General features: G+C 58.2%; 13 protein-coding genes. 11 read left to right on the top strand and 2 right to left on the bottom strand.

Annotated features, from left to right (window positions below; translation table 11 throughout):
- The first annotated feature begins 92 nt into the window (after positions 1-92).
- The 3 genes from F4Y00_05045 (at position 93) to F4Y00_05035 (ending at position 3,641) form a co-directional block, all read left to right on the top strand.
- Positions 93-1,955: a hypothetical protein gene (locus F4Y00_05045; GenBank protein MYE04322.1), complete on the top strand. Its 1,863-nt coding sequence runs from the start codon at positions 93-95 to the stop codon at positions 1,953-1,955.
- Positions 1,956-2,158: 203 nt separating this feature from the next.
- Positions 2,159-3,280: an Mrp/NBP35 family ATP-binding protein gene (locus F4Y00_05040; GenBank protein ID MYE04321.1), complete on the top strand. Its 1,122-nt coding sequence runs from the start codon at positions 2,159-2,161 to the stop codon at positions 3,278-3,280.
- A gap of 61 nt (positions 3,281-3,341) precedes the next feature.
- Positions 3,342-3,641 carry a NifU family protein gene (locus tag F4Y00_05035; GenBank protein ID MYE04320.1) on the top strand — a complete coding sequence of 100 codons (300 nt, stop codon included), beginning with the start codon at positions 3,342-3,344 and terminating at the stop codon, positions 3,639-3,641.
- A 98-nt stretch (positions 3,642-3,739) separates the two neighbouring features.
- On the opposite strand, the gene F4Y00_05030 is transcribed toward F4Y00_05035, so the two are convergent.
- The gene (locus F4Y00_05030) at positions 3,740-4,942 is read right to left on the bottom strand and encodes an amidohydrolase (GenBank protein ID MYE04319.1); all 1,203 of its coding nucleotides are present in this window, start codon (positions 4,940-4,942) and stop codon (positions 3,740-3,742) included.
- A 10-nt stretch (positions 4,943-4,952) separates the two neighbouring features.
- Complete coding sequence (locus F4Y00_05025) at positions 4,953-5,888, bottom strand: DUF58 domain-containing protein (protein ID MYE04318.1); 936 nt, start codon at positions 5,886-5,888, stop codon at positions 4,953-4,955.
- Between the two features lie 102 nt (positions 5,889-5,990).
- Here F4Y00_05025 and pyrR point away from each other — a divergent pair, with 102 nt between their 5' ends.
- The 8 genes from pyrR to F4Y00_04985 all read left to right on the top strand — a co-directional run bounded on the left by pyrR (position 5,991) and on the right by F4Y00_04985 (position 14,434).
- Complete coding sequence (pyrR, locus tag F4Y00_05020; protein ID MYE04317.1) at positions 5,991-6,560, top strand: bifunctional pyr operon transcriptional regulator/uracil phosphoribosyltransferase PyrR; 570 nt, start codon at positions 5,991-5,993, stop codon at positions 6,558-6,560.
- A complete protein-coding gene (locus F4Y00_05015) occupies positions 6,560-7,534 on the top strand; it encodes an aspartate carbamoyltransferase catalytic subunit (GenBank protein ID MYE04316.1) in 975 nt (324 codons plus the stop codon). The genes pyrR and F4Y00_05015 overlap by 1 nt, the downstream gene beginning before the upstream one ends.
- A gap of 72 nt (positions 7,535-7,606) precedes the next feature.
- Positions 7,607-8,710: a Rieske 2Fe-2S domain-containing protein gene (locus tag F4Y00_05010; protein MYE04315.1), complete on the top strand. Its 1,104-nt coding sequence runs from the start codon at positions 7,607-7,609 to the stop codon at positions 8,708-8,710.
- Positions 8,711-8,735: 25 nt separating this feature from the next.
- On the top strand, positions 8,736-10,145 hold the full coding sequence (locus F4Y00_05005) for an NAD(P)-binding protein (protein ID MYE04314.1): 1,410 nt from the start codon (positions 8,736-8,738) through the stop codon (positions 10,143-10,145).
- Positions 10,146-10,283: 138 nt separating this feature from the next.
- Positions 10,284-12,311 carry a cytochrome P450 gene (locus tag F4Y00_05000; protein MYE04313.1) on the top strand — a complete coding sequence of 676 codons (2,028 nt, stop codon included), beginning with the start codon at positions 10,284-10,286 and terminating at the stop codon, positions 12,309-12,311.
- A 424-nt stretch (positions 12,312-12,735) separates the two neighbouring features.
- Entirely contained in the window at positions 12,736-12,951 is a 216-nt protein-coding gene (locus F4Y00_04995) for a hypothetical protein (GenBank protein MYE04312.1), read from the top strand.
- A 23-nt stretch (positions 12,952-12,974) separates the two neighbouring features.
- Entirely contained in the window at positions 12,975-13,451 is a 477-nt protein-coding gene (locus F4Y00_04990) for a type I restriction enzyme HsdR N-terminal domain-containing protein (protein ID MYE04311.1), read from the top strand.
- Positions 13,448-14,434 carry a 3'(2'),5'-bisphosphate nucleotidase gene (locus F4Y00_04985; protein ID MYE04310.1) on the top strand — a complete coding sequence of 329 codons (987 nt, stop codon included), beginning with the start codon at positions 13,448-13,450 and terminating at the stop codon, positions 14,432-14,434. Before F4Y00_04990 ends, F4Y00_04985 begins: the two co-directional genes overlap by 4 nt.

Genomic DNA, 14,434 nt, shown 5'->3' with positions numbered 1-14,434 from the left:
TGATACGTAGACATAAACGGTTCGTTACGTCCATTGCGTACATTTCCTTCAAAAGTATTTCCTCATTCATTTGCGCCAGGCGCCCAGGCCTCGTGAAACGACCCGGTATTATACGGTTTGAGTTGCTGTTGCTCGCAGTGTTGACACTGCTTGTGCTGTGGCGTGTCATGCAGCCTGCCCCTCCCCCGGATGGTCTGGTCGTATATTCAGGCATTGAACCCGGTCTGTTGCTGGAGGAAACATTCCGCGTCGAGCAGCCGGTGCGCGTTGTGATCGACGCCACAGGGTCGTTCGAGTCGGAAGAGCAGGCGGACAGCATTTCCCTTGCTGCGTATGGGTGGGTCTTGCGCCGGGAAGACCGTGCAGTGGTCTGGAGCATGTATTCGGCGCCCTTGCGGAAAGGGGATAACACCCTGGCTCTCGTTACCGATACCGTAGCGTTCCAGCCGGGCGTCTACGACGTGTATTTCGCTTCGTACGGAAATGAGGATGGTTCTTCTTTCGAATTATCCTTGCTGGATGGCCTGTTCGATCTGTCCGTGGGCGATGGATATGTCTGGCGCGACGACGCCGACGAGTGGCGGATGGTTGTGCGCCCATTGGGAGATGCGCTCGCCGCTCCTGTGCTTCTCGATTCGGCTTCCCCTCTGTTTCTTCCCGGGGAGAAAGAACTGCTTTGGACTTCGGCGCCCATGGAGGGGCGGGAAACCGCCGAGCACCTGTTTGGGGTGACCCGGACGGCGGAGGTGCATGTGTATGCGGTGGGCGAAATAGGCGAGGAGCGGATGGATTATGGCTGGATCGAAGATGTGTCCAGTGGGGAACGGGTGTGGGACATGCGTCGCGAGAATACCGTACCCGCCGGGGGATGGGAGGTCAACCGCCTGTTCGACGGGACCGTTTCCCTGTCGCCCGGTCTGTACCGGGCGGTTTTCCGGACGGATCCGCGGCAGGACTATGGGGACTGGGTGCGGAATCCCCCGTTTGATCCGGCAGGGTGGGGTGTTTCGTTGTTCACCACTATGCCGGAAGCCGTGCAGCCGGTCGATCCCTGGGAGGAACAGGAACCGTTCATCCGGATCGATCGCGTGGGGGACAGTGAACGCCATATTGCGCGGTTTCGCGTACGGGCGCCAGCCCGGATCGCCGTCTATGCGCTGGGGGAAATGGGGGACGAAGACCGGTACGATTATGCAACGATTACCGCCGGACCCTCCGAGCGGGTCGTATGGGAAATGACGCCGGAGCGCTCTTTGCCTGCGGGCGGCCGCAACAACCGGCGCGAGTTGGCTTTTCTGGATCTGCCGCCCGGCATATACACGGCGACCTATCAAACGGACGATTCGCATTCGTACGACGGGTGGTCGCATGGAGAACCCGACCATCCGGAACGATGGGGCGTCACACTGTTCCAGGTAGATGAGGACATGAATTCATCCGCTATCGAGGTGCTTACGGTGGACAGGGAGGGATTCATTGAAGTCCCGGACTCGGAGGGAGATTCGGTCTTTGCGTTGGCGGCGCCCGCGCGGCCCGCGGGCCGTGCGCCATTTCCCGGCGAGGGAGCGCCAGGCGTTCCTCTTGTCGATCTTACCGGGCTTGGTAACAGGGAGCACCTTTCGGCTCCGTTTACCTTCGAAGGGGAAGGGTTCTTGCGTATTCGGGCTGTGGGCGAGGTGTCCCTGAGCGGGCAGTACGATTACGGCTGGATCGAAAACACGGAGACCGGGGAGACCGTTTGGGAAATGACCTGGCAGAATACGATTCCTGCCGGCGGCGATGATCGCAACCGGATGTTTGTCGGGACCCTTTCGCTGGCTCCGGGCGACTACACGGTCTATTTCATGACCGATTTTTCGCATGCCTACGGAGATTTCGAGGACAGTCCGCCCAATGACCCTGAAGCCTGGGGGATCCGGGTGTTCGCATCGCGTACGCCGGAGGAGACAGAGTAGCGGGCGGATGCAGTCAGGTTGCAACCGCATCCTTTGGGTTTACCGGGGGGGTTGCCTGAAAAGCATTTCCGGTGCGTTGAGGGAGCAACAGTGGCCTGAAGAGGCGTTGCACCTCAGCCGAATCGGACGGATATTAGCGCACGGTATGGCGCTATCTCGGCGCCGCGTTACAGAAACGTTGGCCATCCCTGTTTATTGCCTTTATGCCTGTCTCTCCTGAAGCGGTATTGCGCGCCCTGTCTACTGTCGTGGTACCGGATCGCGGCAAGGATATCCTGCGCCTGAATCTGGTGAAAGGCCTTGTGGTAAAGGATGACCGGGTGGTTTTTACGATTCTGCTGAAGGATCCGCCGGCTTCGTTTGCTGAAAACGTGGCTTCTCTGTGCCGTGAAGCCATTCGCAAGGAAACGCGCGAAGAGGTCGCCGTGGATATCACCGTCGATTTCGAGATGATTTCCCTCGATATGCACGACGGCGGACCTGCAAAAAGCGTACAGCCCGAAGGGGTGGTCAATTTTATCGCTGTAGCATCGGGAAAAGGGGGTGTGGGCAAGAGCACGGTCGCCGTGAATCTGGCGGGCGCGCTCCGTAAAAAAGGGTACGAGGTAGGGCTCGTGGATGCCGATATATACGGGCCTTCCGTACCGCTTATGTTCGGCGCCGGGGATGAAAAGCCTCGCGTCAATGCGCACCGTAAGATCATGCCCGTGGAGCGCCACGGCGTGAAACTGCTTTCGATGGGCATGATGGTGGATCCCGAAAAAGCCGTTATCTGGCGAGGTCCCATGGTTACGAACGCCATACGGCAGTTTCTCGGAGAATGTGCATGGGGAGACCTGGACTATATGATTCTGGACCTGCCGCCGGGTACCGGAGATATTCAGCTTACCATCGTCCAAAGCCTTGCGCTCACCGGTGCGGTGATTGTATCGACGCCGCAGCCTGTTGCCCTCGCCGATGCCCGAAAAGGCGTGGCCATGTTCGAGAACGTGCAGGTCCCCGTGCTGGGCCTTGTCGAGAATATGGCCTGGTTCACCCCGCCCGAATTGCCCGACAAAAAATATTATCTTTTCGGGCGCGGAGGCGCCGTAGCGCTCAGCAGGGAATTGGACATACCTTTACTGGCCGAACTACCGATTCGGGAGCGGCTGCGGGAGTCCGGCGATGAGGGGACCCCCATCGTATTTGCCGAGCCGGATAGTGTGCCTGCGAAACTGTTTGGAGCGCTTGCGGACCGGGTTGTACACCAGGTCACCCTGCGTAACGCTACGCAAGCCGCCACGCAAAAAGTGGAAATCCTGCACAAGGGATCCGCACCGGCTTAGCGTAGTTTGCAATACATCAGCCTAGTGTTAACAGGCCCTAATCGATCACAGGGGAACGTACATGTCCGGAGAAAACGAACCCATGGGGCAGCATGAGTCTGCTGGAGACGCGGACGATGAACTCCGCGGCCGGATAGAAGAGGCGCTGGATATGATCCGGCCCTATCTGATGGCGGACGGGGGGTCCGTGCGTCTCCTGAACGTGACGTCGGATATGGTGGTGGAGCTGGAATTGCTCGGTGCTTGCGGCACCTGCCCCATGAGCGCCATGACGCTGCGCGCCGGTATTGAACAGGCCCTTCAGCGTTCCGTACCGCAAATCTCGCGCGTCGAGGCCGTAAACGCTCCTGCGGCCTACTGATCCGTCCGACTTTCCGGTTTGCACCACCGGATGGTCTGCCGTCCCCACTGTGGCCTCGCTTCTTTTCCGCATGGTCCCGCGCCCCGGGCGCGAGCTTTCTATGCTGCCTGTGCTGTCAGGTATTCCGTGGCCAGATACGCCATAAAACCCGGGGCCATGCGCAGGGCCTCTTCGTCGATCGTAAACCGGGGCGTATGGAGGCCATGCACAATGTTCTCTTCTTCGTTCCGCGTGCCGAACCGGTAAAAAGCCCCGGGCGCTTCCCGCAGAAACCAGGCGAAATCCTCCGAGGCGTACCACACGTCCAGATCGACCACGTTGTCCTCGCCCACATACCTGATCGCTGCATCCCGGACAAACTCCGCCGATTCGGGATCATTGTGCAGTACCGGGTAGCCTGTGGAAATGTCCAGGCTGACCTGCGCGCCGTGTGCTTCCGCGGTCGTTTCCGCAATGCGGCGGATATGTTCGTGCGCCTCGAAACGCCAATCTTCATCGAGCGAGCGGAAAGAACCCTCGAGAACGGCTTGGGAGGGAATCACATTTGTGGCGCCGTCGGCTATGAATCGTCCGATGGTCAGTACACTCGGTACATCAGGAGGACAATACCGGCTCACGACAGATTGCAGGGCCACAAGGATGTGTGCGGCAACAAGAGTAGGGTCGGTATCCAGAAGGTGGGGCGTAGCGGCATGACCGCCTTTTCCCTCGACTCTGATATGCATTTCGTCCGCTGAGGCCATATACCTCCCGGATCGAACTCCGATTTTGCCGGCGTCGAGGCCGGGGTGCACATGTTGTCCGAATATTGCCCCGGGCGCCGGGCCGAACGCATCGCCAAGTACGCCTTCCTCGATCATGGGAAGGGCGCCTCCCGGGAGTTTTTCTTCGCTTGGCTGGAACAGGAAGCGGATGCTGCCGGGAAGCTCCTCGCGCAGTCTGTGCAGGATGGTTGCCGTGCCAAGCAGCGAGGCTGTGTGTGCATCGTGGCCGCAGGCGTGCATGACCCCGTCGTTCCCGGAGGCAAACTCGAAGGTGTTCTCTTCCTGGATGGGCAGGGCGTCCATGTCGGCCCGCAGCGCAAGAGCCGGACCGGATCGCCCGCCATGCAGCGTGGCGACGATGCCGGTGCGCGCCACGCCGGTTTGTACTTCGAAACCGAGCGGCTCAAGGGTGTTCGCTATCAGTTTCGCGGTTTCCCGCTCCGAGTATGCCAATTCCGGGTTCCGGTGCAGCGTACGCCGGATATCTACAATCTTCTCGAACAGTTCGTCATTTAATTTTTGTATACGTTCGCGCATGGGAGATGGCTCAGACGAGCTTCTTTCGCTTGTTCAGATAGGCCAGCAGAGCTGTATCGTACGATTGTTCCGTATTCAGTTCCACGAAATCGATGTCGTATTCGAGGCACTGGCGTCGAAACCGGTCTCCGAAGAACTGTGCAGCCTCCCGATAGTTTTCGCGGATGTGCGCCGGTTGCAGGGAGATTTCCTCCCCGGTTTCCATATCGCGAAAGATCATGGGCACGTCGGGAAAGTCGAACGTGCGCTCGGTAGCGGATTCGAGCACATGAAAAACGAGCGCTTCGTGTCCGCGGTAACGCAGGTGACGCAACGCTTTGAGCAGGTCTTCGTGGCGCCCGATGTTTTCGAAGAGATCGGTGATGACCACGACGAGGGAACGCCGCGCGATGCGTTCGGCGATCTTGCTGAGTGCATCGGCGGCGCCTGTGCGCTTTTCCGGCGCCGGATTGTCCACGGTATGTTGCAGTCTGACAAGGAGTCGTCGCAGCCAGGATGTTGTGCTTCTCGGGGACATGATGGTGCGGATCTCCTCGTCAAACGTAATCAGTCCGGTGGCATCGCGCTGCTTGACCATGATATAGTGCAGTGCGGCCGCGAGGTATGCGCCGTATTCCATTTTGGAAAGAGGCGCCTGCGCCCGGTAGCGCATCGATGCGGAGGTATCGAGCGCCACATAGTGCCGCAGGTTGGTTTCCTCTTCGAACCGTTTGACGTAGTGCCGGTCCGTCTTCCCATAGACCTTCCAGTCCACGTATCGCGGCTCGTCGCCGGCGATGTAGGGCCGGTGTTCGGCGAACTCTACAGAGAACCCATGATACGGGCTCTTGTGCATGCCCGTAATAAATCCTTCGACGATCATTCGCGCCCGGAGCTCCATGTTCTTCAGGCGGGATACGACTACCGGATCGAGGTATTTCAGGGTAGTATCCTGTACGGTGGGCATCGTGGGAAACAAATGGAATGAGTGGGTGGGTTTACCAGCCGTTATACCGAAGGTACGTCAGACGGATTGGAAACAGGTGTCGTTTCTCGTAATTTATATGGTATGGGGGTAAGAGATCGCATCAAGGCACAATTGATGGATGCACACGATCTGGACCGGACACTGAACCGGATGGCGCGCCAGATTGTGGAGATGATGCATCCTGAGGAGGACGCCTCCCGCCATTTCGGCTTGATAGGCATGCAGACGCGCGGTGTGTATCTGGCCCGGCGGCTCCGCGACAAGATTTTGGACTTCGAATCCCTGACCGTCCCGATCGGCGTACTCGACGCCACCATGTATCGGGACGATTTCCGACTTCGTCTCAAGCAGCCCGTGGTGCGCGCCACGGACATTCCGTTCGACATCACGGAGCGCCGCATCGTACTGGTGGATGATGTATTGTATACCGGGCGAACGGCCCGGGCGGCGTTTGATGCGCTTATGGATATCGGGCGTCCGGCCACCGTACAGTTTCTTGTGATCGTTGACCGCGGTCTTCGGGAGCTTCCCGTATGCGCGGACATTGTGGGCCGGCAGGTGCCCACTTTACCCGGGGAAGAGGTACGTGTACGGTTGAACGAGATAGACGACCGGGAAGGAGTATGGCTGGTGGAAACCTTGAATAACTGATGCACGCACGCGAAGAAGCACGGGAGGATCGGTCTGCCCCGGAGTCGTTGAGACACCGGCATCTGCTTGGCCTTTCGACGTACGACGCAGACGAAATACAACTTATTCTTCGTACGGCGCGGGAGTTTCGCTCGGTGCTGGATCGGCCTATTCGGCGCGTCCCTACATTGCGCGACGTGGCTGTCGTGAATCTTTTTTTCGAGCCTTCCACGCGAACGCGCATTTCCTTCGAACTGGCCGAAAAACGGTTGTCGGCGGAGACGGTCAACTTCTCTGTTTCCGGCTCGTCGGTCTCCAAGGGAGAAACCCTCAAGGACACTGCCCGCAATATCGAGGCGATGAAGGTGGACATGGTCGTGATTCGGCACCGGTCGCCGGGCGCGCCTGTTTTTCTGACGCGCTGCGTGGACGCCGTGGTAATCAATGCCGGAGACGGCGCCCATGAACATCCTACCCAGGCTTTGCTGGATCTGCTTACGCTGACGGATATCCACCCGTCTCTTGAAGGACGAAACGTTTCTATTATCGGGGATATTGCGCACAGCCGCGTGGCCCGTTCCAATATATACGGATTGCGGGCGCTGGGCGCCCACGTAACGCTGTGCGCACCCGCCACGATGACTCCGGTGGGTGTCGAGGAAATGGGTGTGCGGGTGACGGACCGTCTGGACGAAGCGCTGGAGGGTTGCGACGTGGCGATGGCGCTGCGCGTACAACTTGAACGACAGGGAGCGATGCTTTTCCCCGGGGTGCGGGAATACCATGAGCGGTTCGGCATCACCCTCGAACATATGGAACGTCATCCCGATCTTCGCATCATGCACCCGGGGCCTGTGAACCGGGGTGTGGAGTTGGCGGGCGATGTGGTGGATCACGAACGGGCCGTCATTCTGGATCAGGTGACCAACGGCGTTGCCGTACGTATGGCCGTGTTGTATCTCCTGGCCGGCCGGGGGGCGGAGCCCGCGTCCTGAGCCTCCCTTTTGCGCAAATCCGGACTATTATGGACATCTATCTGCGCGCCAATTCGCAATATCACCGTTAAGATGCCAGCAAGACGCGTCGAGTTAGAAAATCTCCCGTCGCCTCCCCCGTTTCCGGAGGGTTGGTACTTCGTTGCCAGCCGGCAATCCGTACTGAAAGCGAAACTGATTGAAAAAACCTGGTTGGGTGAACAGATTGTCGCGTGGTGCGACGACGCAGGCCGCATCTGCGTGGCTCTGGCGGTGTGTCCGCACCTCGGGTCCGACCTGGGACCCGAAGCCGGTGGCCGGGTACGGGACGGTTGTCTCGTTTGTCCGTTTCACGGCTTCGAGTTCGATGTAAGCGGCCAGTGTGTCGCCACTCCTTTTGCCCCGCCGCCCAGGGCCGCGCGGCTGAAGGTATTCGAAACGCGGGAAATCCTCGGCATGGTATTCGGGTGGTGGGGAATAGACGGCCGGCCGCCGCAATGGAGCCTTCCCGAGGAGCCTGTGGCCGGGGCAGACTGGGGCGAAGTGGGGTTTCGGACCCTTCGATTTCCGGGACACCCCCAGGAAACCACCGAGAACTCTGTGGACTTCCTGCATCTGCAGTACGTGCATGGTTATGGCAATACGCGCATGGTTGAACCGGTAAGCATCGACGGCGCTTGTCTGACGAGCAAGTTTGAATTCAGACGCACCCAGAATGTTATGGGGATAAGGGATATCGTTCTGGATGTCTCCGCTGTCGCGCGCATCTTCGGATTGGGATATTCGTACGTGGAAATTCACGAGCGATCCATTGAAATGCATGGGCGTTTGTGGGTGCTCGCAACTCCTGTCGACGGCAAGCATATCGAACTGGTCCTGGCCAGTCAGATACGCGAGATCCGTAAACCGAAACGTCCGATCGTCGGTCTGGGATTTCTTCCACCGGGTCTTCGCACCAGGGTAATGAACAGCATCATTCTGTCTTATCAAAAGCACGATGTGTTGCAGGATGTGATTATCTGGGGGCGAAAACGGTACGTACCCTATCCCAGACTGTGTCGGGCTGACGGCGATATCGGCAGGTATCGGCGCTATTGCAAACAGTTCTATCCGGATTCTCGGGCTTCCGGTAAAGACGGGCAACCCGATCGTAGCGCTGAGCGCGCGGAGCAAAATGAGGCGCGGACATCCTCATGAGTAACAACTTTCGGGACGGTATCACATGAACATATCCGGACCACCCGAAGAGGATCGGTCAGCGGAGCGAGGCGCGTCGCCCAGAAGGGTTGCTATTATCGGCGCAGGCGTGTCGGGATTGGGGACGGCCTGGGCATTGCACAAGCAGCCCGATCGATTCGATTTCCGCGTGTTCGAAGCGCAGGCTCAGGTCGGAGGCAACGCCATTACGGCCGATATGCCGCAGGACGATGGCACGTCGATTCCATTCGACATTTCCGTCACCGCGTGCATTCCCTCGGTATACCATCATATCCTTCTCTTCATGCAGCAACACGGCATCGAGTTGATCGATACCCGATTCAGCTACAGCGTGAAGTATCGCGGCGGCATCTATGCGCACGATTTTGATTCCGATATCAGGAAGCAGTTGCAACCGGAGATCAAGAAATTCCAGAAGCTTCTGAGACGTGCACAGTGGTTTGGGCGGCTGAACCGTACCAGGTCCAGATTACTCAATGCGCTTAACCCGCTCAATTACGTCAGTATGGGTGCGGTGCTCAACCTGGGCAGGTTTTCCGGAGATTTCAGGTACAAGATCCTGAAGCCCATGTTCGTCAACTTCCTGATGGCCACGAACGTGTTCGATATGCCTGCATCGCTGTTTTGCCGGTATCTGGAATTCTTCGATATCGAAACCGCGACGCCGATGCAAACATGGGATCAGGGCACGCGGCGCATCTATGAGAAGATGGCGGCCGCCTTTCAGGACAAGATATACCTTAACCGGCCGGTGCGGAAGGTGTACCGTCGCCAATCCGAGGTCGTCGTAGAGGACCGGGACGGTAAGCGGGAAACGTTCGATGACGTGGTGTTCGCGTGCAATGCGAATCAAACGCTGATGATGCTGGATGAACCGACGTTTCTTGAGAGCTACCTGCTGTCTTCGATACGTTACGAAAGCGAACTGCACAACCATACGGTCGTCCATTCGGACGCCTCGATTCTACCGGACAACGACGTCAGGGCACTTTCCACCCGGAGCAATCACATCGCGCAGTACGGCGTACGACCCGACAACTACGAAATCACCTACATCATGCACAATCAGCAGCCCTGGGTGGGCCGCTCGGATAAGCCGTGCCTGGTGACCTACAATCCGATCAGCCGCATCGACGAAGGCAAGATCATCAGGAAGTGGTGGTTTCAGCACATAGTACACGATGTGCGCCATGTGGCCTTTCTGGTCCATTTGTTTCGCCATGTTCAGGGCAGGAGGCGAACGTGGCACTGCGGCGCGCACACGCTGATCAACAGTCAGGAGACCTGTTTCGTGTCCGGCCTGGTTACGGCGAGACAGATCGGGGCGGATTACCCGTTTCAGGATGCGGAAGCGAGGAAGTGGTTCAATTTTTACGGGCGCCTGATGTACGGTTGGCGTCTCAGGAAGGCGTAAATGCGGCTGTTTCCCGGTGTGATGAGACGGAGGCTGAAACCGATGCGATGACCGATAGGTTACATTCCGGATGCGACATCAGGTCGTTGTGCAGTTCTGGTCCTGTCCCTATCGACCCGGCATTTGACAAGGTTTGGCATGGAGAGTACGTCGGTACAGTTTCCGATACGTCTTGCGGAAGAACTGATTCTTCTGATGCTCGACGAACAGAGCGGGTATCTGGAAATGGTTCCAGGCTGGAACTTCTCCTGTGTTATGGCGGGAGCCGTACTTGCCGATCTTGCACTGGAGGATCGGATCGACACCGACCTGAAGGCGCTGTATCTGGTTGATTCCCACCCCACGGGAGACAACCTGCTCGACCCGACGCTCAAGGAAATCGCCGAATCCGGGGAGACCCAGGACACGCAGTACTGGATCGAGCGAAACACGGGTCGTTCCGACGAAATCGTTACGGCCACGCTCGATCGTCTGGTGGAGAGGAAAATTCTCGACTACGAGAGCGGGGGATTCTGGGGGCTTTCGCGCTCCGTTTCCCGGTCGGGCACCTATCCTGCTTCGGATCTGAAGGTTCGCCAGGAGGCCAAAGCGAGAATTTTGAGCGTCATCCTGAACGACGACAGCATTCCGGATCCGCGCGATGCCATTCTTATAGCCTTGATGCATACGTGCGACGGTTTCAAGCTGTTGCTCGAGCCGGAAGACTACGAGGACAGGCTCGAGCGCATCGAGCTTGTCGCCAAGCTGGATCTGATAGGGCGGACGGTTGCGACTGCGGTGAGAGACAGCACCGCCACACCGAGGACCCGCCGCGTTATTCAGGCCAAACCCATCCCGAAGCTCCGGTACATTGATATCCTGCGGCAGCGTGACTTTCGCTCGGGCAATATTCCCAAGGCGATGTACGGCATTTTCCGGAACCACGGGCCGGTCCTCGAATTGCCCTTCAAGATGCGTAAGTCACGCATAATCGCCCTGATGGGCCCGGATACCAATCAGTGGGTGAACAAACACGGGCGGTTCTATCTTCGCTCGAAGGATTACATCAAGGATCTGGAGAGCGCGTTCGGCGCATCCCGAACGCTGCCGGGGATGGATGGGGCTGAACACTACAGGATGCGTAAGGAGTTGAAGAGCGCCTATTCCCGTTCCGCGCTTGCACGACGGTTACCTGAGTTGGTCCACCGCTGCCGGCAATCGCTGAGTCGGTGGAGCGAAGGCGACGTGCTCCGCGCCACCAAGGAGTTCCAGAATCACATCAGCAGTCAAATCTCGCACCTCACGATGGGGGTGGATTGCAGCCATTACGTCGACGAATTGCTTGAATATGAACATCGGGCGCTGGTGACGCAGGTGCAGGGCGCCTTGCCGAAATTCATGTTGCGGACACCGAAAATGAAACGGTACAGCAAGCGCGTCCGGGAGTTCCAGGAATCGATCACCACATCGCACACGCCGGGACAGAGGAAGGGCAAGCCACCGGATCTTGCGGATGCAATCCTCGGACTGCACAAGAGCGATCCGCAGTTCCTGCCGGAAACGGACCTCACTTTTCCGTTCGTTGCGTCGATGGTCGCCAGTATATATCTCGGAAGCGGGCTTGCTTTTACGGTTTACTCCATGATTCGCGACCCGGATTTGCACGAGAAGATCCGTAAAGAAGCCGAGGCGCTTTTCGGGAACGGGCGCGAGCCGGGTCCGGAGGATTTCACTCACGACGCCATCGACGCCACGGCCCGCCTCTACATGGAGTCCTTGCGTGTGCATCCGGTGATTCCCTGGCAGTTGAGAATGGTTATGAACGAGTGCATCGTGAACGGCTACCAGATACCGGCCAAGACGGTGTTATTGATTTGCCAGACGGCGCCGCACTACTCCGAAGAATTGTTCAAGGACCCCCTGGAATTCGACATAGACCGTTATCTGCCGGAGCGATCCGAGCATACGACGCCGGGCGCCTACGCTCCCTATGGCCTCGGCACGCACATGTGTCTTGGAAGCCGCTGGGTGGAACTTCAGATGGCGGTCAATGTCCTGCTCATCGCGTACCACCTGAAACTGGAAGTGGCGCCCGCAGACTACAAGCTCGGAATCAATCCGTTTCCGACATCTGCCCCCAACAAAAAGTTGAAATTCCGGGTTGCTCAAATCAGGAACCCGATCTGAGCGCGCAAGCGCAGTGTGGCCAGCCACATAAGCGAGCGGCAACGCCGCATGGCGGGAAAATAGGCCCCGCCCTTCGGGTTCCGCCGGTCACGGGGTCACTCTTCGTTGCTCGTCGCTCATTTGGAACCACCAAACTTCACTCCTCACGCCTTGATTGACCCCGTGCCTGACGGAACAGAGCATCGCTGTATAGTGCTAACAGGCCCTAACACGACCAGGTATAAGGGGGGTGGAGCGCGAGACGACATGAATGGCCTGGGCGGATATAGCCCCCGTACGTACATAATCTCCGAAAAAACGCATCTTCAAGGAAACTTTACAGGAAAGGCGGTCTACCATTAGTTTGTTACCGGAAAATGTGTTATGTCCACCCCGTGCATTTTCCGGTTTTGCCTCAACAAGTTTTTCCTGTTGCGTTATGCAGATGCCGACACAAGTCCTTCTGGGAATTCCCAATAACCTCTACGTTTTCGATTTTGGCCGGTCCGGAACCGGCTCGGCCCCGTTCAACGGGGACGAAGCCGAGATTGAGAAAAACTGGGATATGGTTCAGCAAAACGTTTCCATCAACGGTTCGAAGGGGTCGCTCTATCGCCGGCCCAAGACCATGCCGGACATAACGGTTATTCAGAAAGATTGACCGGAGCAGATGGCTTTCCGCGGCTGAATCTGCCGGCCTGCCCTCTTCGCATCCGATCGGGGGCGGAAAAAGATTCCCGATACGTATTCGATCCCGTACGCCAAAAGTATGTGCGCCTTGTTCCTGAGGAATGGGTGCGCGTGCATTTTTTGCATTTTCTCATCCGGGATTGCGGCTATCCGCCGGCTCTTATTGCCGTTGAGATGCACTTCGAATACCAGGGCATGTCCCGTCGCGCCGACATTGTCGCGCATGATCGGCAGGGCATCCCGTCCCTGATGGTGGAATGCAAGGCGCCGGAGGTTCGCATAGGATCCGCGGCGTTTGAGCAGATCGCGAAATATAACAGAGTCGTCGGGGCGCGTTATCTTGCCGTAACCAACGGATTGCGCCATTACTGCTGGCCGTCTGATCGCCCGGACGATTTTATGGATTGCATTCCGCCTTTCGAAGCAGTTTCTGCAGGGGATCCTGCAAGCGATACCCAGCCAACCCTATGAAATACCAGGCAGAGTTCGATGTCGCCGTCCATGCGGTGCGCAGGGCGGCGCGTGTCTGCATGTCCGTTCAGAAAACGCTGGGACAATCCGCGCTCAGGAAAGAAGATCGTTCTCCGGTTACGGTTGCGGATTTTGGAAGTCAGGCGGTCGTATGCCATGCGCTGCAGGAAGCGTTTCCGCATGACCCTGTAATTGGCGAGGAGGATTCGGCTGTCTTGCGCCTGCCGGAAAACAAGAGCGTGCTTGACAAGGTGACCACCGAGGTGGCGCAGGTGCTTCCCGGCGCAACACACGAGTCGGTATGCGCCTGGATCGACAGGGGCACTGCGACCGGATACACCGAACGTTTCTGGACCCTGGATCCGATCGATGGTACGAAGGGATTTCTGCGGTGCGATCAGTATGTTGTGGCCCTGGCGTTGATCATGGATGGGCGGATCACCGTGGCGGCCATGGCTTGTCCCGATTTACCCTGCGATGCGCAAGGGGGTAATGAGAAGGGGGCCGTGTTTGCGGCGCACCGGGGGGAAGGGGCGTTTCAGGCTCCCCTTCACGACACCGGGGATACGGTCTGGCAGTCCATCCGGGTGCGTACCGTAGCCACCGGCGCGCAAGCCCGGCTTTGCGAGCCTTTCGAATCAAATCACGGCTCCCGCCGGGATGTGGCTGCCGTGGCGACGCATTTGGGCGTAGAAGCCGCCTCGCTCCGTATAGACAGTCAGGCGAAATATGGCGTACTGGCCCGCGGGGACGCGGATATTTACCTCCGTCTGACTGCCCGTTCGGGATATATCGAGAATATATGGGATCATGCTGCGGGCGCGCTCATTGTGGAGGAGGCAGGCGGCATGGTTACGGACATGGCAGGCCGCCCGCTTGATTTCCGGTGCGGTGCACAACTCGAGCGGAACATGGGTATTGTGGCCACGAACGGGCTTTTGCACGATGTGGTGCTGGAGGCGCTTGCAGACGCGACGGGATGA

It is taken from the genome of Bacteroidetes bacterium SB0662_bin_6, from assembly GCA_009839485.1.
Lineage (GTDB): Bacteria > Bacteroidota > Rhodothermia > Rhodothermales > VXPQ01 > VXPQ01.
This window is presented reverse-complemented; position numbering and strand designations above follow the sequence as displayed.